Here is an 18,826-nt window from a genome sequence, read left to right on the forward strand (position 1 = left end):
ACGATGAAAAAGATTATTACAGTCTTGTTGATCGTTTTCATAGCTGGCGCCGCCTCTGCCGGTGAATCGAAAGTAGGTACCAGCGGTGCTCAGTTCCTGAAGATCGGGGTTGGGTCGCGATACAACGGTATGGGTGAGGCCTCTTCGGCCGTAGCCAACGATATCTATGCGACCTACTGGAATCCGGCGGGACTGGCTCAGGTTGAAAACTGGTCGGTCGGTTTTACCAACGTTAACTGGTTCCTCGATATTGACCTGAACTATTTCGGTTTCGCTCGATATTTTGAGGATATCGGTACGTTCGGGGTCTCGGCAACCGTTCTGTCAATGGACGAGCAGGAGATCACTACCTTCGAGGAGGAGAACGGCACTGGTCAAACCTATACGGCTGCGTCTTACGCGGTAGGTCTTTCGTATGCTCGTCAGTTGACCGCTAAGTTCGCCTTCGGAGCGACGTTTAAGTACGTCGGCGAGCGGATCGACAACGAAAACGCTTCGACCTTTGCCTTCGATTTTGGCACCATGATGCACACCGGCTGGCGCTCGCTGCGTTTCGGTATGTGTATCTCGAACATGGGGCCTGAAATGAAATTCTCCGGTTCGGATCTTGACGTAAGTTACGATGAACTGCTGGGTACGGGAGCCAATGAGACGATCGGCGCCTCGGTCAAGACGACCGAATACGAACTGCCGATGACCTTCCGCTTCGGCGTCGCCTATGACGTCAACACCGGGGCGAAGAGCATGCTCACACTGAGTGGAGAACTCAAGCACCCCAATGACTTTAACCAGCAGGGTTCGGTCGGAGCCGAGTGGGCCTGGGATGAGACTTTCTTTGTCCGGTCCGGTTACAAAATGGGTTACGATGAAGAGACCTTGTCGTTCGGAGCCGGATTATCGACCAACATTTCGAACGATACGGAGTTGTTGATCGATTACTCCTGGCAGGATTTCGGACGTCTGGATAACACCCATCGGTTTTCGGTTGGATTCTCGTTCTGAGATATTAGTATCTTGATCAGTCAAAGCCCTCGTCCGTGCGGCGAGGGCTTTTTTTGATGTATCACGGCTGGACAACAGGGGTAAAACAAATATAAATTACGGGAAACTAGGAATCTGAATTGTGCAGGAGACTGATCTGATGATATCGGTAAAGCGGGTGATTCTATTAGTCGGTTTGTTGGGGGGATTGGCCTGTGGCTCGGTAACGGCGCAGGGATATGCCGATCGGAGTGTTGCGGCTCTGTCGGACTACTTCGACCTGCTGGCTTCCGGTAATTACGATATTGCTCCGGACCTATGGTGGGGACCTTCGCTAAAGCGGGGGACCAAGTTCGGAATCGAATTCACCGGTATACCGATGAAGTTCGACTGTGTGTCTCCGATCGTAAGAGATCTGGATTTGTATCGGCCTTACTTGATCTCGCCGGTGCAGCAAGTAAAGGAACTTGACGGTCGCTTTGCGAGGCTCGAGTTCAACCAGATGATCGGCACGAACCGAGTGATCTACTACTATTACACTTATTATGACGGTCGCTATTTCTGGCTGGTGTATCCGCAGGATTGCTATGCTCAGGACTGGTCTGTCAGCGAGACGAAGTATTTCAGGATTCATCGAGATCCGTTGTGTATACCACCCAATCAGATTGCCCTGGATGAAGCTGATCGTTTCGTGGAGCGCATCGTCAGGGAGTTAGAGATACCCAAGGCCGATTTTGAGACAATCGCCCGAGAGAAGATTGACTATTTCTATTGCCATGACGATTCAACGGTGATGCAGATAACCGGCTATTTGGTCAAGGGTATGCTCGATCAGGCATCCAACGACATGATTTCAGCATTCTTCCCGCACTACCATGAACTCATGCACCTTTTAGTAAATATCAAACTCAAGAAATTGCCTTATTACACGCAGCCGATCATGAAGGAAGGACTAGCGGTGGCGATGGGGGGACGCTGGGGTAAGGAGCCTGAGGCTCTTATGGAGTTGGGAGCATTTCTATATCTTGATAAGATAATCGATTTCGATTCGCTGCTTACGATGCGGTTCTATGAATCAAGTGCTACCGCCGACATAGCTTACCCGATGACCGGTCTTTTCAGTGCTTATCTTTGGGAACGGCTCGGCCCCGATGGTTACGTAGATGTATACCGGGTATTGTCAGGATCGAATTTCAATCAGGTATACAGCATGACCATCAACGACGTAAAAATGGGGATAACGGCCGTTACCGGTGATCCCGACTGGATGACTCTGGACAGTTTGTTCACCGAATATGCCAGGGAGGTACGGATCACCAATCGTGGATTACTGCCCGGAACGACCGGTAAAGGTAAGCCGGTGTATGAAGATGACAAGGTAACGATATCTCGCGACGGCGACTGGTTGAATTTCCGCTTTTCGTTAAAACCCGGAGATTCGCTCAGCGGCAATTTGCTGTTCAATCATGTCCCGGAATTGCAAAATGTGGTTTCCGATCTGTTTATGGAGCAATACCTCGACGGCCGTGCTTTCCCCGGAGCGCGGTATGGATTACGGTTCGACCGTAATGAAGCGGGATTATATGATTATGCGACCAATTACCTGGTGGCTAAATATGTCTTCTCGTTCAGTCCGTCGGATGACTATATCAACACAGCCGGAAATGTGATTGCCATGAGACTCAAAAAGGAGCTTGTTGGGGACATCAAGTTCGAAGCGGAGGATCTGCAATTACTGAATCAATGACAGGAGTCCGGCGCTAGATGAGTTCGGTCGATATTGCCGTAGTTATCGGCTTTGCCGGTTTGTTATTCTTACTGCTCTGGCTGGTGATCAATCTCAGGCGGCGTCTTACCGGCGGCGGAGATGATCGGTCCGAAGCCCGGTTGGAATCTCTTAAGGCTGATATTATCCAGAAGCAGATGGAGGGGTTCATATCTCTCAAGGACTCACTGGATCAAACCGGTCGGCAGATTGGGGAGCGGCTTTCTGAGGGGACATCCAGTCTGGATCGGCGCATGGCTCAATTCGGAGAAATTGAGAATCAACTCGGTCGTCTGGCCGTCCAGACCAAGAATCTGGAGCAGATCGGCGGCAACATTCAGTCATTGTCGGAATTGCTCAAACCACCGCAGTTGAGGGGCGCTCTCGGGGAAATCCTGCTCGAAAACCTGCTTAGCCAGATTCTTCCGCAAAGCCTTTATGAAACGCAATACCGCCTCGCCGACGGCAAACGTGTCGATGCCGTGATAAAACTGGCTGATCGCCTGCTCCCGATCGATTCGAAATTCCCGCTGGAGGCATTCAGACGCATGAGCAGCGAAGGCGAAGAGGCGGATGTCAAAGAGCTGAATCGGGTGTTGAAGAAACATATCGAGGACATTGCAAGTAAATATATCCGACCCGATGAACAGACCACCGATATCGCCCTCATGTATATCCCGTCGGAGGCGGTTTATTACCGGTTTGTTTCTCAAGATGACTGCGCCGGGCTGGATCAGGCGCTGGCTCGGAACGTTATCCCGAGTTCTCCCGGGCACCTTTATGCGTTTCTTGCATCGCTCCGAGCTGTTTACACACAGGCCGGACTGGCCGGTTCCAGCCGCGAGTTGGTAGCCGGATTGAATCGACTCAAGGAATCGTTGGAACGACTGGTTGGCTTCAACGACCGCATGGAAAGTTCGCACCGTCGATTGGGGGCGGTACTTACCTCGACCAAAAGCGAATTAAGCCGTGTCCGTAGCGAACTGGAACGTTTACAAGCCGGTGACAGCCATCCCGAAAGTCAGTCACAAGAGTCTTCAGCTAACGACGATGACATGTTTAGTGGTTGATCCTGCCCGCCTTTCTTGTAACTTTTAATCGATCTCCCGAAACCCGGAGCGATTACGGTTGTTAATAGAAAGCGACGGCAGGAAGAACACGTGAGCGAAAAACACTTCGACCTTATAGTCATAGGATCCGGCCCGGCCGGAGAGAAAGCCGCCATTGAAGCGGCCAAGATGCACAAGACGACAGCAATCGTCGAGCGGCATTCGGTACAGGGCGGCGTTTGTATCCACACCGGGACGATCCCCTCTAAAACCCTCCGGGAGACGGTTCTTTATATCTCCGGTCTGCGTCAGCGCTCGGCTTACGGCCTCATGGGCGGTGTCCGTCCCAACGTTACGGTGCGGGAATTGATGTACCGGAAGGATCAGGTGATCCAGGAAGAACTCGATGTCATTCAGCAGAACATGGCCAGACATCGAATCGAAGTGATTCAGGGAACCGGTTCGCTCACCGGGTCGAATCGTGTCAAGGTAGTCGGCGATAACGGCATCGAACAGAGCCTTACGGCCGAAGCAATCGTTCTTTCAACCGGCACCCGACCTTATCATCCGGATGATATCGATTTTGACCACAAGTTTATTTACGACGGTGAGTCGATTCTCAACCTGGATATCCTGCCTCAATCGCTGACCATAATCGGCGGCGGTGTGATAGGTTGTGAGTATGCCTGCATTTTTGCTCATCTCGGCATCAACGTGACGATAGTCGATGACCGTGAGCAGTTGCTCTCGTTCCTTGATCGCGAAATCGTCGAAGCCCTCATGTACCTGATGCGCAAATACCGCATTACCCTTAACCTCGGTGATGGAGCCGATCAGGTTGAAATCAGGAACAACCAGGTAATAGTGGTCACTAAACGAGGCCGGAAGATCGTGTCGGACCGTCTGTTGTATGCGGCCGGTCGTGTCGGTAATACCGAATCTCTCGGTTTGGATAAAGTTGGGATCGAGGTAAACAAGCGTGGTCTGATAAAGGTCGACGGCCAGTACGAAACCGGGGTCAAAGGGATTTATGCCGTAGGTGATGTCATCGGCTTCCCGTCGTTGGCGTCGGTGTCTATGGATCAGGGGCGTCTGGCGGCCTTGCATGCTTTTCGTAAGAATGATACTTCGTGTATTAATACCCTGTTGCCGTACGGGATCTACACCATTCCCGAAGTCTCAATGGTGGGGGAGACGGAGGAAACACTGACCGAAGCGGGGCATGATTATTCGGTCGGAATCGCTCGCTTTTTCGAGCTGGCCCGAGGGCAGATCATCAATGATCACGACGGTCTTCTGAAGTTGATTTTCGATGCTAAATCACGTCGGATATTGGGTGTGCATATCGTGGGAGAAAGGGCCACCGAATTGATTCATATCGGTCAGGCGGTAATGACCCATGGGGGTACGCTGGATTATTTCGTCGACACGGTTTTCAATTACCCGACTCTGACCGAAGCGTATAAAGTAGCGGCACTCGACGGATTCGCTCGATTGAGCCAACTCTTTTAACGGCCGGTCTGTTGTTTATTCAAAATCTCAGTAATATGCTCGATGCGGGAACGGACAAGTTCGGCATCCTCGGCATTCGGTCCGTGTGAAAGGAATTTGCGGTAATTGGCCAGGGCGTCGTTGGCGTCGTGGTCTCTGTCAGCCAGCATGCCCTTGATCATGTAGGGTTGCGGTCGAGTGGTGTCATCGGCGATGAGAGAGTCGGCCAACGCTGCCGCAACGTCATATTGCCCGCCGTAATAGTTTATAATCATCCGATCGATTGCAATCGCTTCATTGTCGGGAAAGATCCGGGCGGTTTCATCGACCGCTTTCAATGCCTCGATGTATCTGTCGGCGTTACGCAGGGTGAGGTAGTTGTTCATGAGAGCTTCGCGATTGTAAGGAGCCAGCATGAGAACGGTGTCAATGTGCGGGCGGGCGAATTCGAGTTTGCCCTGCTTAAGTAGAAGTCCGATCAGGGTGTTGCGGGGTTGAACCCAATACGGGTCTTTGGAGATCATACGATAGAGGAGATTCAGGGCATCATCTTCCTGGTTGTCGATAATCAAGTTGCCGATTCCCTGAAAATCGAGATAGTCCGAGGATTTTATCGGCATATCCCATTCCCAGCGATTGGCTGGATCGAGATCACCTTTAGCGAAATAAGCATCGCGAAAGGCTATGGAGCCTTGCAGATAATACAACTCGTTGGTTTCGTAATAGGCTTTGGCGTATGGATCAGCCAGGTCGATTCTGAGATATGTCGGCAGAACCGCTGTCGGAGCCATGACGATCAGTACCGTGACGGCTCCTATCAGAGCGCGACCGGAGAATTTCTCGCTGTTGATACGCGTCAACAACCAGGTCAGGACCAGAAGTGAGGGGAACAGGAAAGCTGCGAGGCCGGGGACGTCGAGGACGATTGCATCGACCGGATCGGAGATAAAAACAATCGTACCTCCGGCTGCTGCTGCCAGAGTCATGGTGTTGAACAGTGGGTCATCGGTTCGAGTCCAGCCGTGTCGGAAGAAAAGGAGCTTCTGTACCAGGACCGCCGGGAAAACCAGGAAAAAGAGTTGGACTACATCGCTTATGTGTCGCAGAGAGAAGAGACTGTAATCGGCTATCGGACGCTTGCCTTTCAAGAAAAGGAAATAATGCGAGAAGTAAAAATTGGTCGAGGCCAGGCAGTATATGACAATTACACCGGCTACGATCGAAAGCAGCCCGATGGTGAGTGCCAGTCGACCACGATTGTCCGGTCCAACGAATTGCCTGATGATAAGGAAAATCGTGGCCGGTAAAAGAATCGCCGTACTTACATGAAGCAGTAATCCGACAATCTGTATCGCCAGCACCCAGCCAAGCGAGCGCCAGGTACCGATCCGGCCGTGTCGGGCCGTAAGATAAGCGTACCAGGATATAACGGCTATTAATGTCGGTTCAAAACCGATTGCTCCGAACATCACCAGCAGTTGCGGGCCCAAAAACGATGCCAGGAAAAAAGCCAGGCGCTTAACGGGATCTTTGGTGACTTCCCTGGTAAGAAAAATCAGGGCGACAATAGTCAGGAGAGTCGCTACCAGCGATATTGACTGCCAGGCATAAATTGCGGCGGTATCGGCTTTGAGGTCTCCGCCGTTAAGCATCCCGTATACCATAGAGATGCGGGCTGAGGTCCCGAACTCGAACCAGCGCATGACCGTGGTAGGAATCTGTGAGATTTGCGCCACTTTTAAGTTTCCGCCGTCGAAAACCATCGAGTCGGAGTGGAACAGCACGATTAGAATTCCCAGGACAACCGCCCCCGCTATTGTGCCTGATCGGGAAGTAAGAACCTGGGCCGGTTTCTCCGGGAAAAGAATCAACAGCGTGGCCAGCAAAGCCATCGCTGCAAACCAGCCGGCGGGCCACACCTGCGGCAGAAACTGCCAATGGGTAAACGACCAGGTGTTGACGCCGAGTTGAGTTCCGATGAAACGGCCAAGTATAAACAGGCCGAATACAGCAATAGCAAGGATAAGAGCGGAGCGGTTTTTATTCATGGTGGTCTACATCTCCTGGCGTCCCTCGATTGCCCGCGACAGCGTGGCCGAGTCGGCGTATTCCAGATCGGAGCCGACCGGAAGTCCCCGCGCGATACGAGATACTTTAACGCCGAGCGGACGAATTAACTTGGCGATATACATTGCCGTTGCTTCACCCTCTACGTTGGGATTGGTGGCGATGACTACTTCGGTCACTTCACCGTTGAGCCGATTGAGCAGTTCCTTGATTTTGAGATCGTCGGGACCGATCCCGTCCAGTGGAGAGAGTCTTCCCCCGAGAATGTGATAACGACCGTTGAATCCCTCGACTTTGTCCAGTGCGGCGGCATCGGAGGTCTCTTCGACAACACAGATGATGTCGGAACGACGTCTGGGATCCGTGCATATTTGACAGGGATCGGTTTCCGAAATGTTGTTACATATAGAACAGAAACCGACCTTTTCCTTCACCTCGCGAATAATATCGGCTAGCTCGAACGCTTCTTCCGGAGCCAGTTTGAGAATGTGAAAAGCCAGACGATTGGCCGATTTGCGCCCGATCCCGGGCATCCGGGCCAGGCGGTTGGCCAGACGTTCGACCGATCCTGCCGATTTGAACATGTGTCAATGACTCCTTAACACTAGAACGGCAGGTTAAGGCCGGGGATATTAAGGCCGCCGGTCAGGGCGGACATCTTCTCGGTCTGGAGTTCCTGGGCTTTTTGTTTGGCCTGGTTAATGGCCGCGATGATCAGGTCCTGAAGCATTTCGACTTCGTCTTTATCGACTACTTCCGGGTCGATTGCCATTGAGACTATGTCCTGTTTGCCGTTGACGATCACTTTTACCATGCCGCCGCCGGCGGAACCCTCGACCTGTGCTTCTTCAAGTTCAGCCTGGATTTTCTCCATTTTGGCCTGCATTTGCTGAACCTGCTTCATCATATTGCCCATGCCACCTTTCATGTCGTTCTCCTTGTCGTCCTCGATAAAACTTAACTACGTTTTTTACACCAATTATCTCTCCGTCGACTAAATCCATCAATTTCCGGATGCGCGGAGATTGTTTGATCAAATCCGAGACCTTGATCTTGGGATGGTCCGGATCGGTTGTGATCGGTTCCTCCTGCTGGAGTGTCCGGTCGATATCGAAAGCTATACTCAAATTGGCCCCATAATGCTCCCTGAGGCAGGCGATTATCAAGCTTAAATTGTCCGGGCGCTCCACCACCTGTTTCGCCGCGCACCCGGAAGATCCGAATACGGCTTTCAGCCGATTCTGTTCCACGGTTTGAACCTCGGCCATGGAAAGCTGTGAGGCGAGCATGACATTTTTCTGTCTGAGGAAACCGAGGAAATTTTTCCATCCGAGCTGTACGGTCGGCAGGTTGATGTTGCGCACCGGATAAGTGAGTGTCGCTGGAGGAAGGGATTCGAGAGTTTCCGGTGGTCGTCGGAGTTGCGTTACCGGTCTGGAGTCAGCGGTGTTCTTTTTTTTTTCAGCCTGTCCGAACAGGTTATTAGACGGTTGTGCCGTGACCGGTGGCGCTCCCTGCTTGAGATAGCCGAGGATGTCCTCGAACCTGACGGTGGATTCCATTTCGGCCATGCGAATAGCGGCAACTTCGAGTAGAAGCCGTTGATCGAGACCGCTGCGCTTCAGATCGCCGAGCAGATCGGAGCCGATCTTGGTCAGTCGGACCAGGTCGCCTAGCTGGAAAAAGTCCGCCTGTTCCTTGAGAGCGGCACGCTCATCGTTGTTGAGATCGTTCAGGCTGTCGGTCGATTCGGTAGCCTTGATAATCATCAGCGTCCGGAAATGCTCCAGCAGCTCCGTGACGAAATCGCGCGTGTCGGTGCCGCTGTCAACGACCGCTTTGATATGCCCCAGCGATGAACGAGTATCGTGCGAAGCGATAGCGCGGGTGTAGTCCAGCAGTAATTGCCGATCAACCAGCCCGAGAGCGTTGATGACCTCGTCCTGATCGATCGTTTCACCGGCATAAGCAGCGATTTGGTCCATCAGGGAGAGGGAGTCGCGCACTGAGCCGTCGGCTTTGCGAGCCAGGATCCCCAGCGCTGCATCGGTTATTTGAAGGCCTTCGGCGTCGGCTATTTTCCGCAGATGCCCGGCGAGATCAGCGGCGGAAACCCGCTTGAAATCGTATCGCTGAGTGCGTGAAAGAATCGTCTCGGGGACTTTCGAGGGCTCAGTGGTGGCGAAGATGAACAGGACGTGGGGGGGAGGTTCCTCGAGTGTTTTGAGCAGGGCGTCAAACGCCGCACCGGAGAGTCGGTGGACTTCATCAATAATGTATATACGCTTTTGCCCGGAGGCAGGTAAATAGCGGACATTTTCGCGCAGGGTGCGGATATCGTCGACGCCGGTGTTGGAGGCAGCGTCGATTTCGAGGACATCCATAGAGGTCCCGGAAGCTATCTCGCGGCAGGACGAACACTCGCCACACGGGGTGGGTGTAGGACCCTGCTCACAGTTGAGAGCCTTGGCCAGGATACGGGCGGTGGTAGTTTTGCCGGTGCCGCGTGGGCCGCAGAAAAGATAGCCGGAAGCGACACGGTCGTTTTTTACGGCGTTCTGGAGTGTCCGGGTCACATGATCCTGTGCCACCACATCTTCGAACCGCTGTGGGCGGTATTTGCGAGCAAATACGAGATAACTCATGGATTGACAATATACATTATCGATCCAGCCGGGGAAATCATAAATTTGGCCCTAATTGGGTTGGGACGCGGGTTAGGCTGCCTGTCGGCGGAGCCGAAAAACCACTTGGCGGGCGGGGACAAATATGTTATTGTTAGACCCCCGGCAGACGGCTGCTTTATACCGTGGTCGGGATTGAATAAGATAGAATTGGGGCAGTAGCTCAGTTGGGAGAGCGCAACGTTCGCAACGTTGAGGTCGTGGGTTCGATCCCCATCTGCTCCATTTTGTTTTGGCGGATGCCCGGATGATCCGCCTGTTCTTTGACAAGAATATCTGTTGACCCAACGACGAGACATCGTTCGATGCCAGGATGGGGCAGACGAGGACGTCTGCCGCCCACGATGTCTCCGAGACGTCATACCGGCGAAGGCCGGTATCCACGAATTGCGTTGGGTCAGGACCTGCACCGATTTGTGCTAGACGGGGAGTTAGCGGTGCCCTGTAACCCGGAATCCGCTATACCGGGGTTGAATTCCCACCCGAGGGCTTAGTCGCTGTTTGGTTTCGACGTTTAAGTGGTGTTGAAGACCGGGTCCTGTACAACAGAAGCCCATGAACCCCGTCAGGACCGGAAGGTAGCAGCGGTAAGTGGTTCCTTCTGTGTGTTGCAGGGTCACCCGGTCGGAGCCGGCTGGGCGAAGAGCCTTACGGTTGACGGTTCAGAGGTGGGTGCACGTAAACGAAAGCCCTCCGGCGATATGCCGGAGGGCTTTTTCTGTGTGTGAGCTGCCGTTCGCCTTGACAGTTGAGTCTAATCTCCATATTATTCCCAGAACAACGAACATTCACGAGAAGGGACAACTTTGTCGACCAACCGCGTTCACCCCGCGATCCAAGACGGCCAACCTGAAGGGTGCCAGGTAACGTGGGAAGTCTCGTTCGAGTTGTGATAGACGACCGGCCGGTGCCGATTGATGTGATGATGAGATGAGGAGCGATAGACTATGAGAAGGCTGAGCGTTGTTGTTGGGATGGCGCTGGTTTTGGCGCTGGTTGCGCCGACCCAGGCCAGCGAATTCGATATTCTTATGCAATCCAAGGCGGAGTCGGGCCCCGGAGAGAAGGTGCCGGTGGTCTTGATCGGCGGCGGCTATGCCGATGGCCTCAAGGTAGGCGATGAGGGCAGCATCGCGAAGATCAAGGAGCGGTGGAACCACGGCGAAAAGATCGCCGATACGACCGTGCTGGCGCGACTGCAGGTGCAGGATGTGAGCCTGTACGAGGCCGCCTGTCTGGTCGTTCCGGTTGAGGGAAAGAAGTTCGGGAAAGTCAAGAAGGGCTTTACAGCCGTTTTTGATTTGCCGGTGCTTTCCGCCGAGGATTTCGTCCGGGACGGACGTGCTGCTATGGAGAAGGGTGACTGTGAGAAGGCCATGTTCTTCTTCGATACTGCCCTGTGTGTAACAAACGATCCCACGCAGGCAAAGGCGTTGACCGATAAAATCCGGGGATGCGTCGTCGATCTTCGGGACAAAGCTGTTGCCGACACCGTTGAGGGCGTCGACCCGGTGCACCGAGATGCGTTTTTGGCGCTTGCCCGCTTCTATGAGCGGAAGGGTGACATAGCGCGGGTGCACGAGTACTTCAATAGGGTCTTCGGGCCGGTCTATGAAGACGCACGGTTGAACCGGTTGCTGGAGGCGGTTCAAGACGGGAGCAGCGATACCGATATGCCATGTGTGGATCCGGTGTATCCCGCGATGGTTTCCAACAATCCTCCGGATTATCCTCGCGAGGCTAAGATTCGCGGAATCACCGGCGCAGTTGCGGTCAAAGCACTAGTGGGCAAGGCGGGCGAAGTGTTGGTAGCCAAAGTGGGAGCTAGTTCCGGTTCTATCCTGCTCGACAACGCTGCTGTCGAGGCCGCGTACGGCTGCAGGTTCAAGCCGGGATTGTGCGAGGGCCAGCCGATGGCCTGCTGGGTTACTTACTCGGTGGAGTTTTCGCTAAGTAGTAGATAGCCCATGTCAGACGCCGGCGGCACTTCAGAGTCGGTTCGATTCCCGGCCCAAGTAACGCCCAGCTTGTTTTCCGGAGATCTGTCGTACCGTTGGCGGCTATGAATGCGACAGCCTTAAGGGACCCTGCCGAAATCCCGCTTGTATGGCTGCGGTAAAGAGCGTACCTTCCCGCCGTATATGCGGCTGTCTTCGTTGTTCCTCATACTCCCGGTGTTGTTCTGGGGGATGTCCTACATCTCGATCAAGATGGTGCTTCGCGAGTTGGAGCCGGTCGAGATGATTTCGGCCCGTTTTCTCATGGCCGCGCCGGTGCTTTATCTGATAATCAAAGCCAAGGGTATGTCGGTCTGGCCGGTGGCCGGGAAAGGGAAATTAGCGATAGCGGCGTTTATCGTTTTCCTGCATTTCTGGGTTATGGCAACCGGCATGAAAGAGACCTCCGCCTCCAACACCGCCTGGATTTTGACAACGGCACCAATTTTCATCGCTGTTCTTGCCTGGGTTTATTTGAAGGAAGTATTCTCCGGTTCCCAATGGCTGGGGCTGTTCCTGGCGGCGGTCGGAGTGGTGGTGCTGACAGCCAACGGCAACCTGGACAACCTGACCTGGATTCACTCACGGGGCGATGTGATTGTTTTAGGATCATGTGTTACCTGGGCGATCTATACCGTAGTGACGCGTGATATAACCAAAAAAGTCCATCCGCTGACAGCGACGTTCTGGATGACTGCCGTCGCCGGAGCAGTGTTCGTCCCCTACAGCCTGATCACATCCGGTCCGTCCGTTTATCTCGCGATGCAGCCGATCACATGGCTCAATCTGATCTTCCTCGGGGTGTTCTGTCTGGCGGTCTCGTTCTGGCTCTGGGCGGAAGGCCTCAAACGACAAACGGCGGCTGAAGTGGGCGCCTATCTGTACATTGAGCCGATTTTCACGATGATCTTTGCCTGGCTGTTGCTCGATGAACCGATCACGCTCTGGCTGGTAATCGGCGCCCTGTTGATCTCAGCCGGGGTGTATGTGTCGGAGCGAAAGAGCCGCCCGGCAACTGCCTGATCGGCAATGTAACGATATCTATTCCGCAAAATCACGAGGATTACGTACTACTTAAACTTCCAGTAGTTCTCTGACTGATTTGCACCACCTTACCGCAAGTTCAGTGCGGAAGGAACTCCAATTAAAATGAACTGTTAAACAGGTGGTACGGCCTAAACTGTTCTGCTTTGAGGGCTTATGCCAATGATCCGGTCGGTCCTGAAACTCATGTGTCCGATCTCGATTGTCGATAATAATGTTATGGTCAATCTGTTGTGTAACAATAAATTGGATTGACAGGTTAAAGCTAATGACTATCTTTAATGCTGTGGGTCCAACCTTTTCGTGATAGGAGTACACATCGTGATCAACTGTGGAAATCATTCTCGAAATCTATCTTTCCTCATCCTAATCGCCATTGTTTTATTTATAGCTTCAACATTAACACCAGTAGTGCAAGCCACACCGCCGTCACCTGAATTGGAAGCGCTATTGCGTGCCAATGGTACCCTTGATCAGTTGGCTGCCAAATTAAACGCTGCTCGTGAAAAGGGTTTCTTTGCACCCGGTGATGCGTTGTCCGATCGTAAGGGATCTTCAGGTATGGCGCAGTCGTTCAGCGCTGAGGAACCGGACACCTTCCGGGTGATAGTTATTCTGGCCGATTTCGACGACAAACCGGCGTCGGGGGGGCTTATCTATGGATTGAAAGAAGATTTCGAACAACTCCTGTTTTCGTTCGACAACTACGATACCCATTACTCCATGTCGGAGTTTTACCGGGACAATTCCTACGGCGGTTTTATCATGATCGGAGATGTGGTCGGTTGGTATCGCATGCCGGAGGATTACGCTTATTACGTCAATGCGAACTACGGTTTCAGCTCTTATCCGACCAACGCCCAGCATTTGGCCGAAGATGCTCTGCTCATGGCCGACGATGATGTCGATTTCTCGCTCTACGACAACGACGGCAACGGCTATATCGATGGCGTGTTTATCATCCACTCCGGTCTCGGTGCGGAGCAGACCGGCAGTGATTACGATATCTGGTCGCATAACTCCGGCCTGCATTCTTCCCTCTATCTGGACGGTGTTACGGCTACACAGTATTCGATGGAACCGGAAGAGAACAGCTCCAGCGGTCTGGTTACGATGGGTGTTTTCGCTCATGAATACGGACACACGCTCGGTTTACCCGATCTTTACGATACTGATTATTCCACCGATGGGATTGGCTATTGGTCGATCATGGCCGGTGGCTCCTGGGGCAGCAACGGGGCTCGTCCGTCTTATTTCGATGCCTGGTGCAAGTACCAACTCGGTTTTGTTGAACCGACTAACATTATTTCGAACCAGCTCGACGTGGCCATTGCCACCTCTTACTATAATCCGGTGTTATACCGAGTCTGGCAGGATGGAATTGTGGGACAGCAGTATTTTCTGGTAGAGAACCGCCGGAAAATTGGATACGACATCAATGCGCCAGGATCAGGTTTGATAATCTATCATGTCGATGAGAGTATGTGGAGTAATGACGACGAGTGGCATCGTCTGGTCAATGTCGAGCAGGCCGACGGCCGATACGATCTGGAGAACGACGTCAACAATGGCGATGGCTCGGATCCCTGGGGAACCGAAACCGCGACTCATTTCGATGACCTGTCGGTACCGAACAGCAGGGCTTATTCGGGTGCTCAGACACTGGTCGCAGTCTGGAATATCTCCGATGTAGATTCGATGATGTATGCCAATTTCGATATCGATTATTCTCATGCCCGCTTTACCATGACCGATATGGCTATTGACGATAATGCAGGCGGTGATGGCGACGGGACTTTCGAGCCGGGGGAGACGATTGAACTGACTTTCGCGTTGAGCAACGCCTGGTTGGGAGCCACCAACGTTACGGCAGTTCTTTCGGCGGCCAACAATGACATCACTTTCCCCACCGGGTCGGTCAATATCGGCACGGTGGCCGGATCGGGTGGAACCGGCGACAATTATCTTCAACCGCTGCAGTTCACTATCCCGATTGATTTCGAGCCCTGTATCGATTCTTTCTCGCTTGACATTACTACCGACAATCCGCTCGATGAAACCCATTTCGGGCTGGAGATTCATTTGGGCGGCGCCGAGATTCTGGTGGTCGATGACGACAATGGCGACGATTACCAGAGCAGTGTAACAGCCCCGTTGTTGGCAAACGGCAAACCGTATGATCTCTATGATAAATCCACCGAAGGTTCACCCTCCGGGGCGCTTCTGAACGAGTATACAACCGTGATTTGGCTGACCGGTGCGAGTCGCTCGGGAATTCTATCGTCAGCCGACATTACTGCCATGGAAACCTATCTGGACAATGGCGGTAATTTGTTTCTTACCGGGCAGTCGATCGTGAAACAGCTCGATAGCGACGATCCTGCTTTCCTGAATAACTATCTGCGAGTCGAATATGCCGCCGATCTGTTTTATCCTTTGCACCTGGGTGTAACCGGTTCGATCCTGGGTGACGGGCTTAAAATTCGCTGGGCCAATACTTCGGATCAAACCGATCCTCAGACCATGAACGTAATCAATGGCTCCGAAGCTAATTTCACCGCCAACGGCACGCCGTCGGTGATTACTTATGGAGGAGCATATAATCTGGTTTTGATGAGCTTCGGATTTGAAGCGATCTCCAGCGATTACGTTAATCAGGGTTATGCCACGTCTCAGGACGTTATGGACCGGATTCTCGATTTCTTATCGGGACATATCGTTTCGTTCAATCCGACGGCAAGCGGAGCGACGCTACTCGATGAAGTCTCCCTCGACAACGTAATAGATCACACTCCTGAATTTTCCTGGCAGGTGACCGACACCACCGGCATCGGTACCGTCTCGTTCGAGGTGACGGTAGGAACCGGTACGGCCTGCTATAACGACGATAACCGGTGGGATCCCGGAGTGATAAGCAGCACGGATACCTCGGTTGTCTACGCCGGTGATCCGCTTGAGGATGGATCCTCCTATGTTTTCGCGGTACGGGTAAACAACAGTGTTACCTGGTCGGAGTGGATGAGTCAGGAATTCCACATGAACGGCCGTCCCCAGCCGGGGAATTTAATCGTACCGATCAATGATGAACTGGTCTCAACGACTACCCCGCTGCTCAAGGTGGTTAATTTCGAAGACTCCGAAGCGGATGCCCTCCTTTATTATTTTGAGGTTTATTCCGATCATGAGATGACCAACATGGTAGCCTCGGCTTCGGATGTGGTGGAGCAATCCGCAGCGACCGGCTGGACAGTCGATATTCCTTTGACAGAGGATGAGCAGTTCTTCTGGCGTGTTCGCGCCTACGATGGTTATGAATACTCCGATTGGTCGGATACCGCTTCCTTCTGGGTTAACGCCGTGAATCAGGCACCGCAGGCGTTTTCGCTGTTCTCACCGGTTAACGGGGATACCGTGCTGGTGTCACAGCCGTTGATGGTCTGGGATGAAGCTATCGATTCCGATCCGAACGATTTTGTTCTTTACACTTTGCAAGTTACGACCGATTCAACATTCGCCACGTACACGGAATGGGATCATCTGGATCAGACTTCGACCTACTTACCGATCACCCTTGAACTGAATTCCGTTTACTTTTGGCGTGTCAAGGCAACCGATCTGGCCGAGGCCGAGACTTATTCCTCGGAAACGTTCGTTATGTACACGGAGAGAACCTCCTGCTGTCAAATCATGGGAGATATCGACAACAGCGGCGCCGGGCCGGATATTTCCGATCTGGTCTACCTGGTGACTTATATGTTCCAGGGCGGAACCGAGCCGCCTTGTATGGATGCATGTGATATCGATGGCTCCGGCGCCGGACCGGATATTTCCGATCTGGTTTACCTGGTAACGTATATGTTCCAGAGCGGACCTGCGCCGGCGGCTTGTCCGTAGATCAATTCTCAACATCGACGATGAAATGAAAAGCCCCGACTGCGAAAAGCAGCCGGGGCGTTGTATTTCAAAAAGTAGTTCTCATTCCGCGGAGCGGATGATGCGAAGCATCTCACCGGGACTTTGAGCATCCATCAGTTCCTGGCGGAACGATTCGTATTGCAACATCTCGGAGAGGGCTTTAAAGACTTTTAGATAAAGACTGTCATCGTAAGGAGGAGCGGCCATCATAAAGAACAAATGAGCGGGACGGCCATCGAGCGAGTCAAAGAAATATCCCTCGCTGGAGCGACCGATTGCCATTACCAGTTCCTTGGCCTGCATGGAACGAATATGGGGGATAGCGATTCCATCCCCAATGCCGGTGGTGGCCTTTTTCTCGCGGTTCACGAAGTCGATAAGCAACTTGGTACGATTACCGACACGCGTGCCGTTTTCAAGTAGAGTTACCAGCTCGTCGAGGATTTTCTCCTTCGCTGTTAACTGCCACTTGATTTCGGACATGCCCTCTTCGAGTGGCTCGATCACAGTCTCCATTTCGAGCTTGATGCGATCCTCGGCCATGTACCGCGAGATATTCATACTAACTATATCGGACTCTTAAGTTTACAATTTTAGCAAGCATTATACGTTTTACTTCACCACGCTGTCAATAGATATACACACATCCTTACTATGTGGTAGAAGCCATGCGTCACTTGGAGACGCCATGTCCTTTTTAACTACATAGACCGAGGGGCAGACGAGGTGTCTCACCTATGCAGTAATCTTACACATCTATAAGAAACCAAAGATCCCTCAGATTGCTGTCTACTTCATTATGTCGTTTTTCAGTTGTCTTCTGCAAATCGTTCCCAACGGCAACTGTCGTCTGTTCAGAAAATGCGCATAATTTCCTTATTGGGTTCTTTCTTGATCCGTGAAAAGCCGCGTCAGTCAAGCGTTTCCGGCTTTACGTCGAAGATCAAAGGGAGGGCCTATGAGAGCTTATATTGCTATAAATATTGCCCTGCTGTTGGTGCTTACGGTAATTCCTGGTTGTTCCGATCAACCTCCAACGGCGCCAACGGATGACGGCAGTCAAACCACCCCGATAGCCACCGCGCAATCGGAGCCAGGCGCTGAAGCCCAGGCAATGGCGTTGTGGTTGGGAGGAGAAATAGCCGTGTCGGATTCTCTGGCTATATCACTCGATGCGGAGATGGCATCGATCCGTGATCGGTTTCTTGACTCCGTTCCCGAGGTTGCTATCGAATTCTGCCCTCCCTGGCAGAGTGGTAAAATCGTGGTCGGATTCGAAGAGACTACATACGATTCGGTGCTGGCCGGTGAATACCGGGCGTGGGATTCGCTTAACTTGGTCTACGGTTTCGATTCGGTGGTTGTGGGAACTTATCATCCATCACTTGCCTGGGCGGTGCTGGAGTTTACTGAACCGCTCAATCCGGTGTTGCTGGCTCAGGCTTACGAACAACTACCCGGGATTACTTTCGCTACGCCGAACCGTTTCATCGGCGATGGTCCAATGCTTTTAGCCTGGCCGGACGATGATGCTCGGATCTATTTCTTCCGAAAAGCCTGGGGAGACTGTCTGGCCGGTTGTATATATTCGCAGTATGACATCTTTCGCGTCGTTGAGAGCGAGCCGACATATCTTGGACATTTCGAGTCCACGGTAAATATCCCCCTCTATCTGCGTAAATTGTTCAACGATGCCTGGCAGGACTATTATCGCTGAGGCATTTTTTACTATCGGCGCGTTTCTTGACTTATCCCGGTTCAAAGCATTACCTTAAGACATCGGTCACCCGGAGAAATGCTTCACCGAGTGGTTTAATGTGCCGATAATACATT

13 protein-coding genes, 1 tRNA gene and 1 other RNA gene are annotated in these 18,826 nt (G+C 52.5%); 10 read left to right on the forward strand and 5 right to left on the reverse strand.

Features of this window, described 5'->3' with window-relative positions; translation table 11 throughout:
• Positions 1-3: 3 nt before the first annotated feature.
• From PLF13_11075 to sthA, 4 genes are all read left to right on the forward strand, one after another.
• Complete coding sequence (locus tag PLF13_11075; GenBank protein HOP07819.1) at positions 4-1,002, forward strand: PorV/PorQ family protein; 999 nt, start codon at positions 4-6, stop codon at positions 1,000-1,002.
• Positions 1,003-1,141: 139 nt separating this feature from the next.
• Positions 1,142-2,728: a hypothetical protein gene (locus PLF13_11080; protein HOP07820.1), complete on the forward strand. Its 1,587-nt coding sequence runs from the start codon at positions 1,142-1,144 to the stop codon at positions 2,726-2,728.
• Between the two features lie 17 nt (positions 2,729-2,745).
• The gene (locus tag PLF13_11085; protein HOP07821.1) at positions 2,746-3,816 is read left to right on the forward strand and encodes a DNA recombination protein RmuC; all 1,071 of its coding nucleotides are present in this window, start codon (positions 2,746-2,748) and stop codon (positions 3,814-3,816) included.
• A gap of 90 nt (positions 3,817-3,906) precedes the next feature.
• On the forward strand, positions 3,907-5,307 hold the full coding sequence (gene sthA / locus PLF13_11090) for a Si-specific NAD(P)(+) transhydrogenase (GenBank protein ID HOP07822.1): 1,401 nt from the start codon (positions 3,907-3,909) through the stop codon (positions 5,305-5,307).
• Here the strand turns inward: sthA and PLF13_11095 are convergent.
• From PLF13_11095 to dnaX, 4 genes are read right to left on the reverse strand one after another with little or no spacing between them, the layout of a single operon-like run.
• Positions 5,304-7,334, reverse strand: a complete 2,031-nt coding sequence (locus tag PLF13_11095) for a hypothetical protein (protein ID HOP07823.1) — start codon at positions 7,332-7,334, stop codon at positions 5,304-5,306. The genes sthA and PLF13_11095 overlap by 4 nt on opposite strands.
• A 6-nt stretch (positions 7,335-7,340) precedes the next feature.
• The gene (recR, locus tag PLF13_11100) at positions 7,341-7,937 is read right to left on the reverse strand and encodes a recombination mediator RecR (GenBank protein HOP07824.1); all 597 of its coding nucleotides are present in this window, start codon (positions 7,935-7,937) and stop codon (positions 7,341-7,343) included.
• A gap of 20 nt (positions 7,938-7,957) precedes the next feature.
• The gene (locus PLF13_11105) at positions 7,958-8,281 is read right to left on the reverse strand and encodes a YbaB/EbfC family nucleoid-associated protein (protein ID HOP07825.1); all 324 of its coding nucleotides are present in this window, start codon (positions 8,279-8,281) and stop codon (positions 7,958-7,960) included.
• The gene (gene dnaX, locus PLF13_11110; protein ID HOP07826.1) at positions 8,208-9,998 is read right to left on the reverse strand and encodes a DNA polymerase III subunit gamma/tau; all 1,791 of its coding nucleotides are present in this window, start codon (positions 9,996-9,998) and stop codon (positions 8,208-8,210) included. The genes PLF13_11105 and dnaX overlap by 74 nt, the downstream gene beginning before the upstream one ends.
• A gap of 191 nt (positions 9,999-10,189) precedes the next feature.
• Between dnaX and PLF13_11115 the strand changes: the two genes are divergently transcribed.
• The 5 genes from PLF13_11115 to PLF13_11135 all read left to right on the forward strand — a co-directional run bounded on the left by PLF13_11115 (position 10,190) and on the right by PLF13_11135 (position 16,972).
• Positions 10,190-10,262 (forward strand) — tRNA-Ala (locus PLF13_11115).
• 189 nt (positions 10,263-10,451) lie between these two features.
• Positions 10,452-10,717, forward strand: an RNA gene (gene ffs / locus PLF13_11120) — signal recognition particle sRNA large type.
• A gap of 267 nt (positions 10,718-10,984) precedes the next feature.
• The gene (locus PLF13_11125; protein ID HOP07827.1) at positions 10,985-12,001 is read left to right on the forward strand and encodes an energy transducer TonB; all 1,017 of its coding nucleotides are present in this window, start codon (positions 10,985-10,987) and stop codon (positions 11,999-12,001) included.
• Positions 12,002-12,193: 192 nt separating this feature from the next.
• Positions 12,194-13,057 carry a DMT family transporter gene (locus PLF13_11130; protein HOP07828.1) on the forward strand — a complete coding sequence of 288 codons (864 nt, stop codon included), beginning with the start codon at positions 12,194-12,196 and terminating at the stop codon, positions 13,055-13,057.
• Positions 13,058-13,528: 471 nt separating this feature from the next.
• Entirely contained in the window at positions 13,529-16,972 is a 3,444-nt protein-coding gene (locus PLF13_11135) for a M6 family metalloprotease domain-containing protein (protein ID HOP07829.1), read from the forward strand.
• Positions 16,973-17,053: 81 nt separating this feature from the next.
• Here the strand turns inward: PLF13_11135 and PLF13_11140 are convergent, their stop codons facing one another.
• Positions 17,054-17,554 (reverse strand): PTS sugar transporter subunit IIA, encoded by a 501-nt coding sequence (locus PLF13_11140; protein HOP07830.1) that lies wholly within the window; start codon positions 17,552-17,554, stop codon positions 17,054-17,056.
• 397 nt (positions 17,555-17,951) lie between these two features.
• Between PLF13_11140 and PLF13_11145 the strand changes: the two genes are divergently transcribed.
• Entirely contained in the window at positions 17,952-18,710 is a 759-nt protein-coding gene (locus tag PLF13_11145; protein HOP07831.1) for a hypothetical protein, read from the forward strand.
• The last annotated feature ends 116 nt before the right edge of the window (positions 18,711-18,826 follow it).

This window comes from Candidatus Zixiibacteriota bacterium (genome assembly GCA_035380245.1).
Classification (GTDB): Bacteria; Zixibacteria; MSB-5A5; order GN15; family FEB-12; genus DAOSXA01.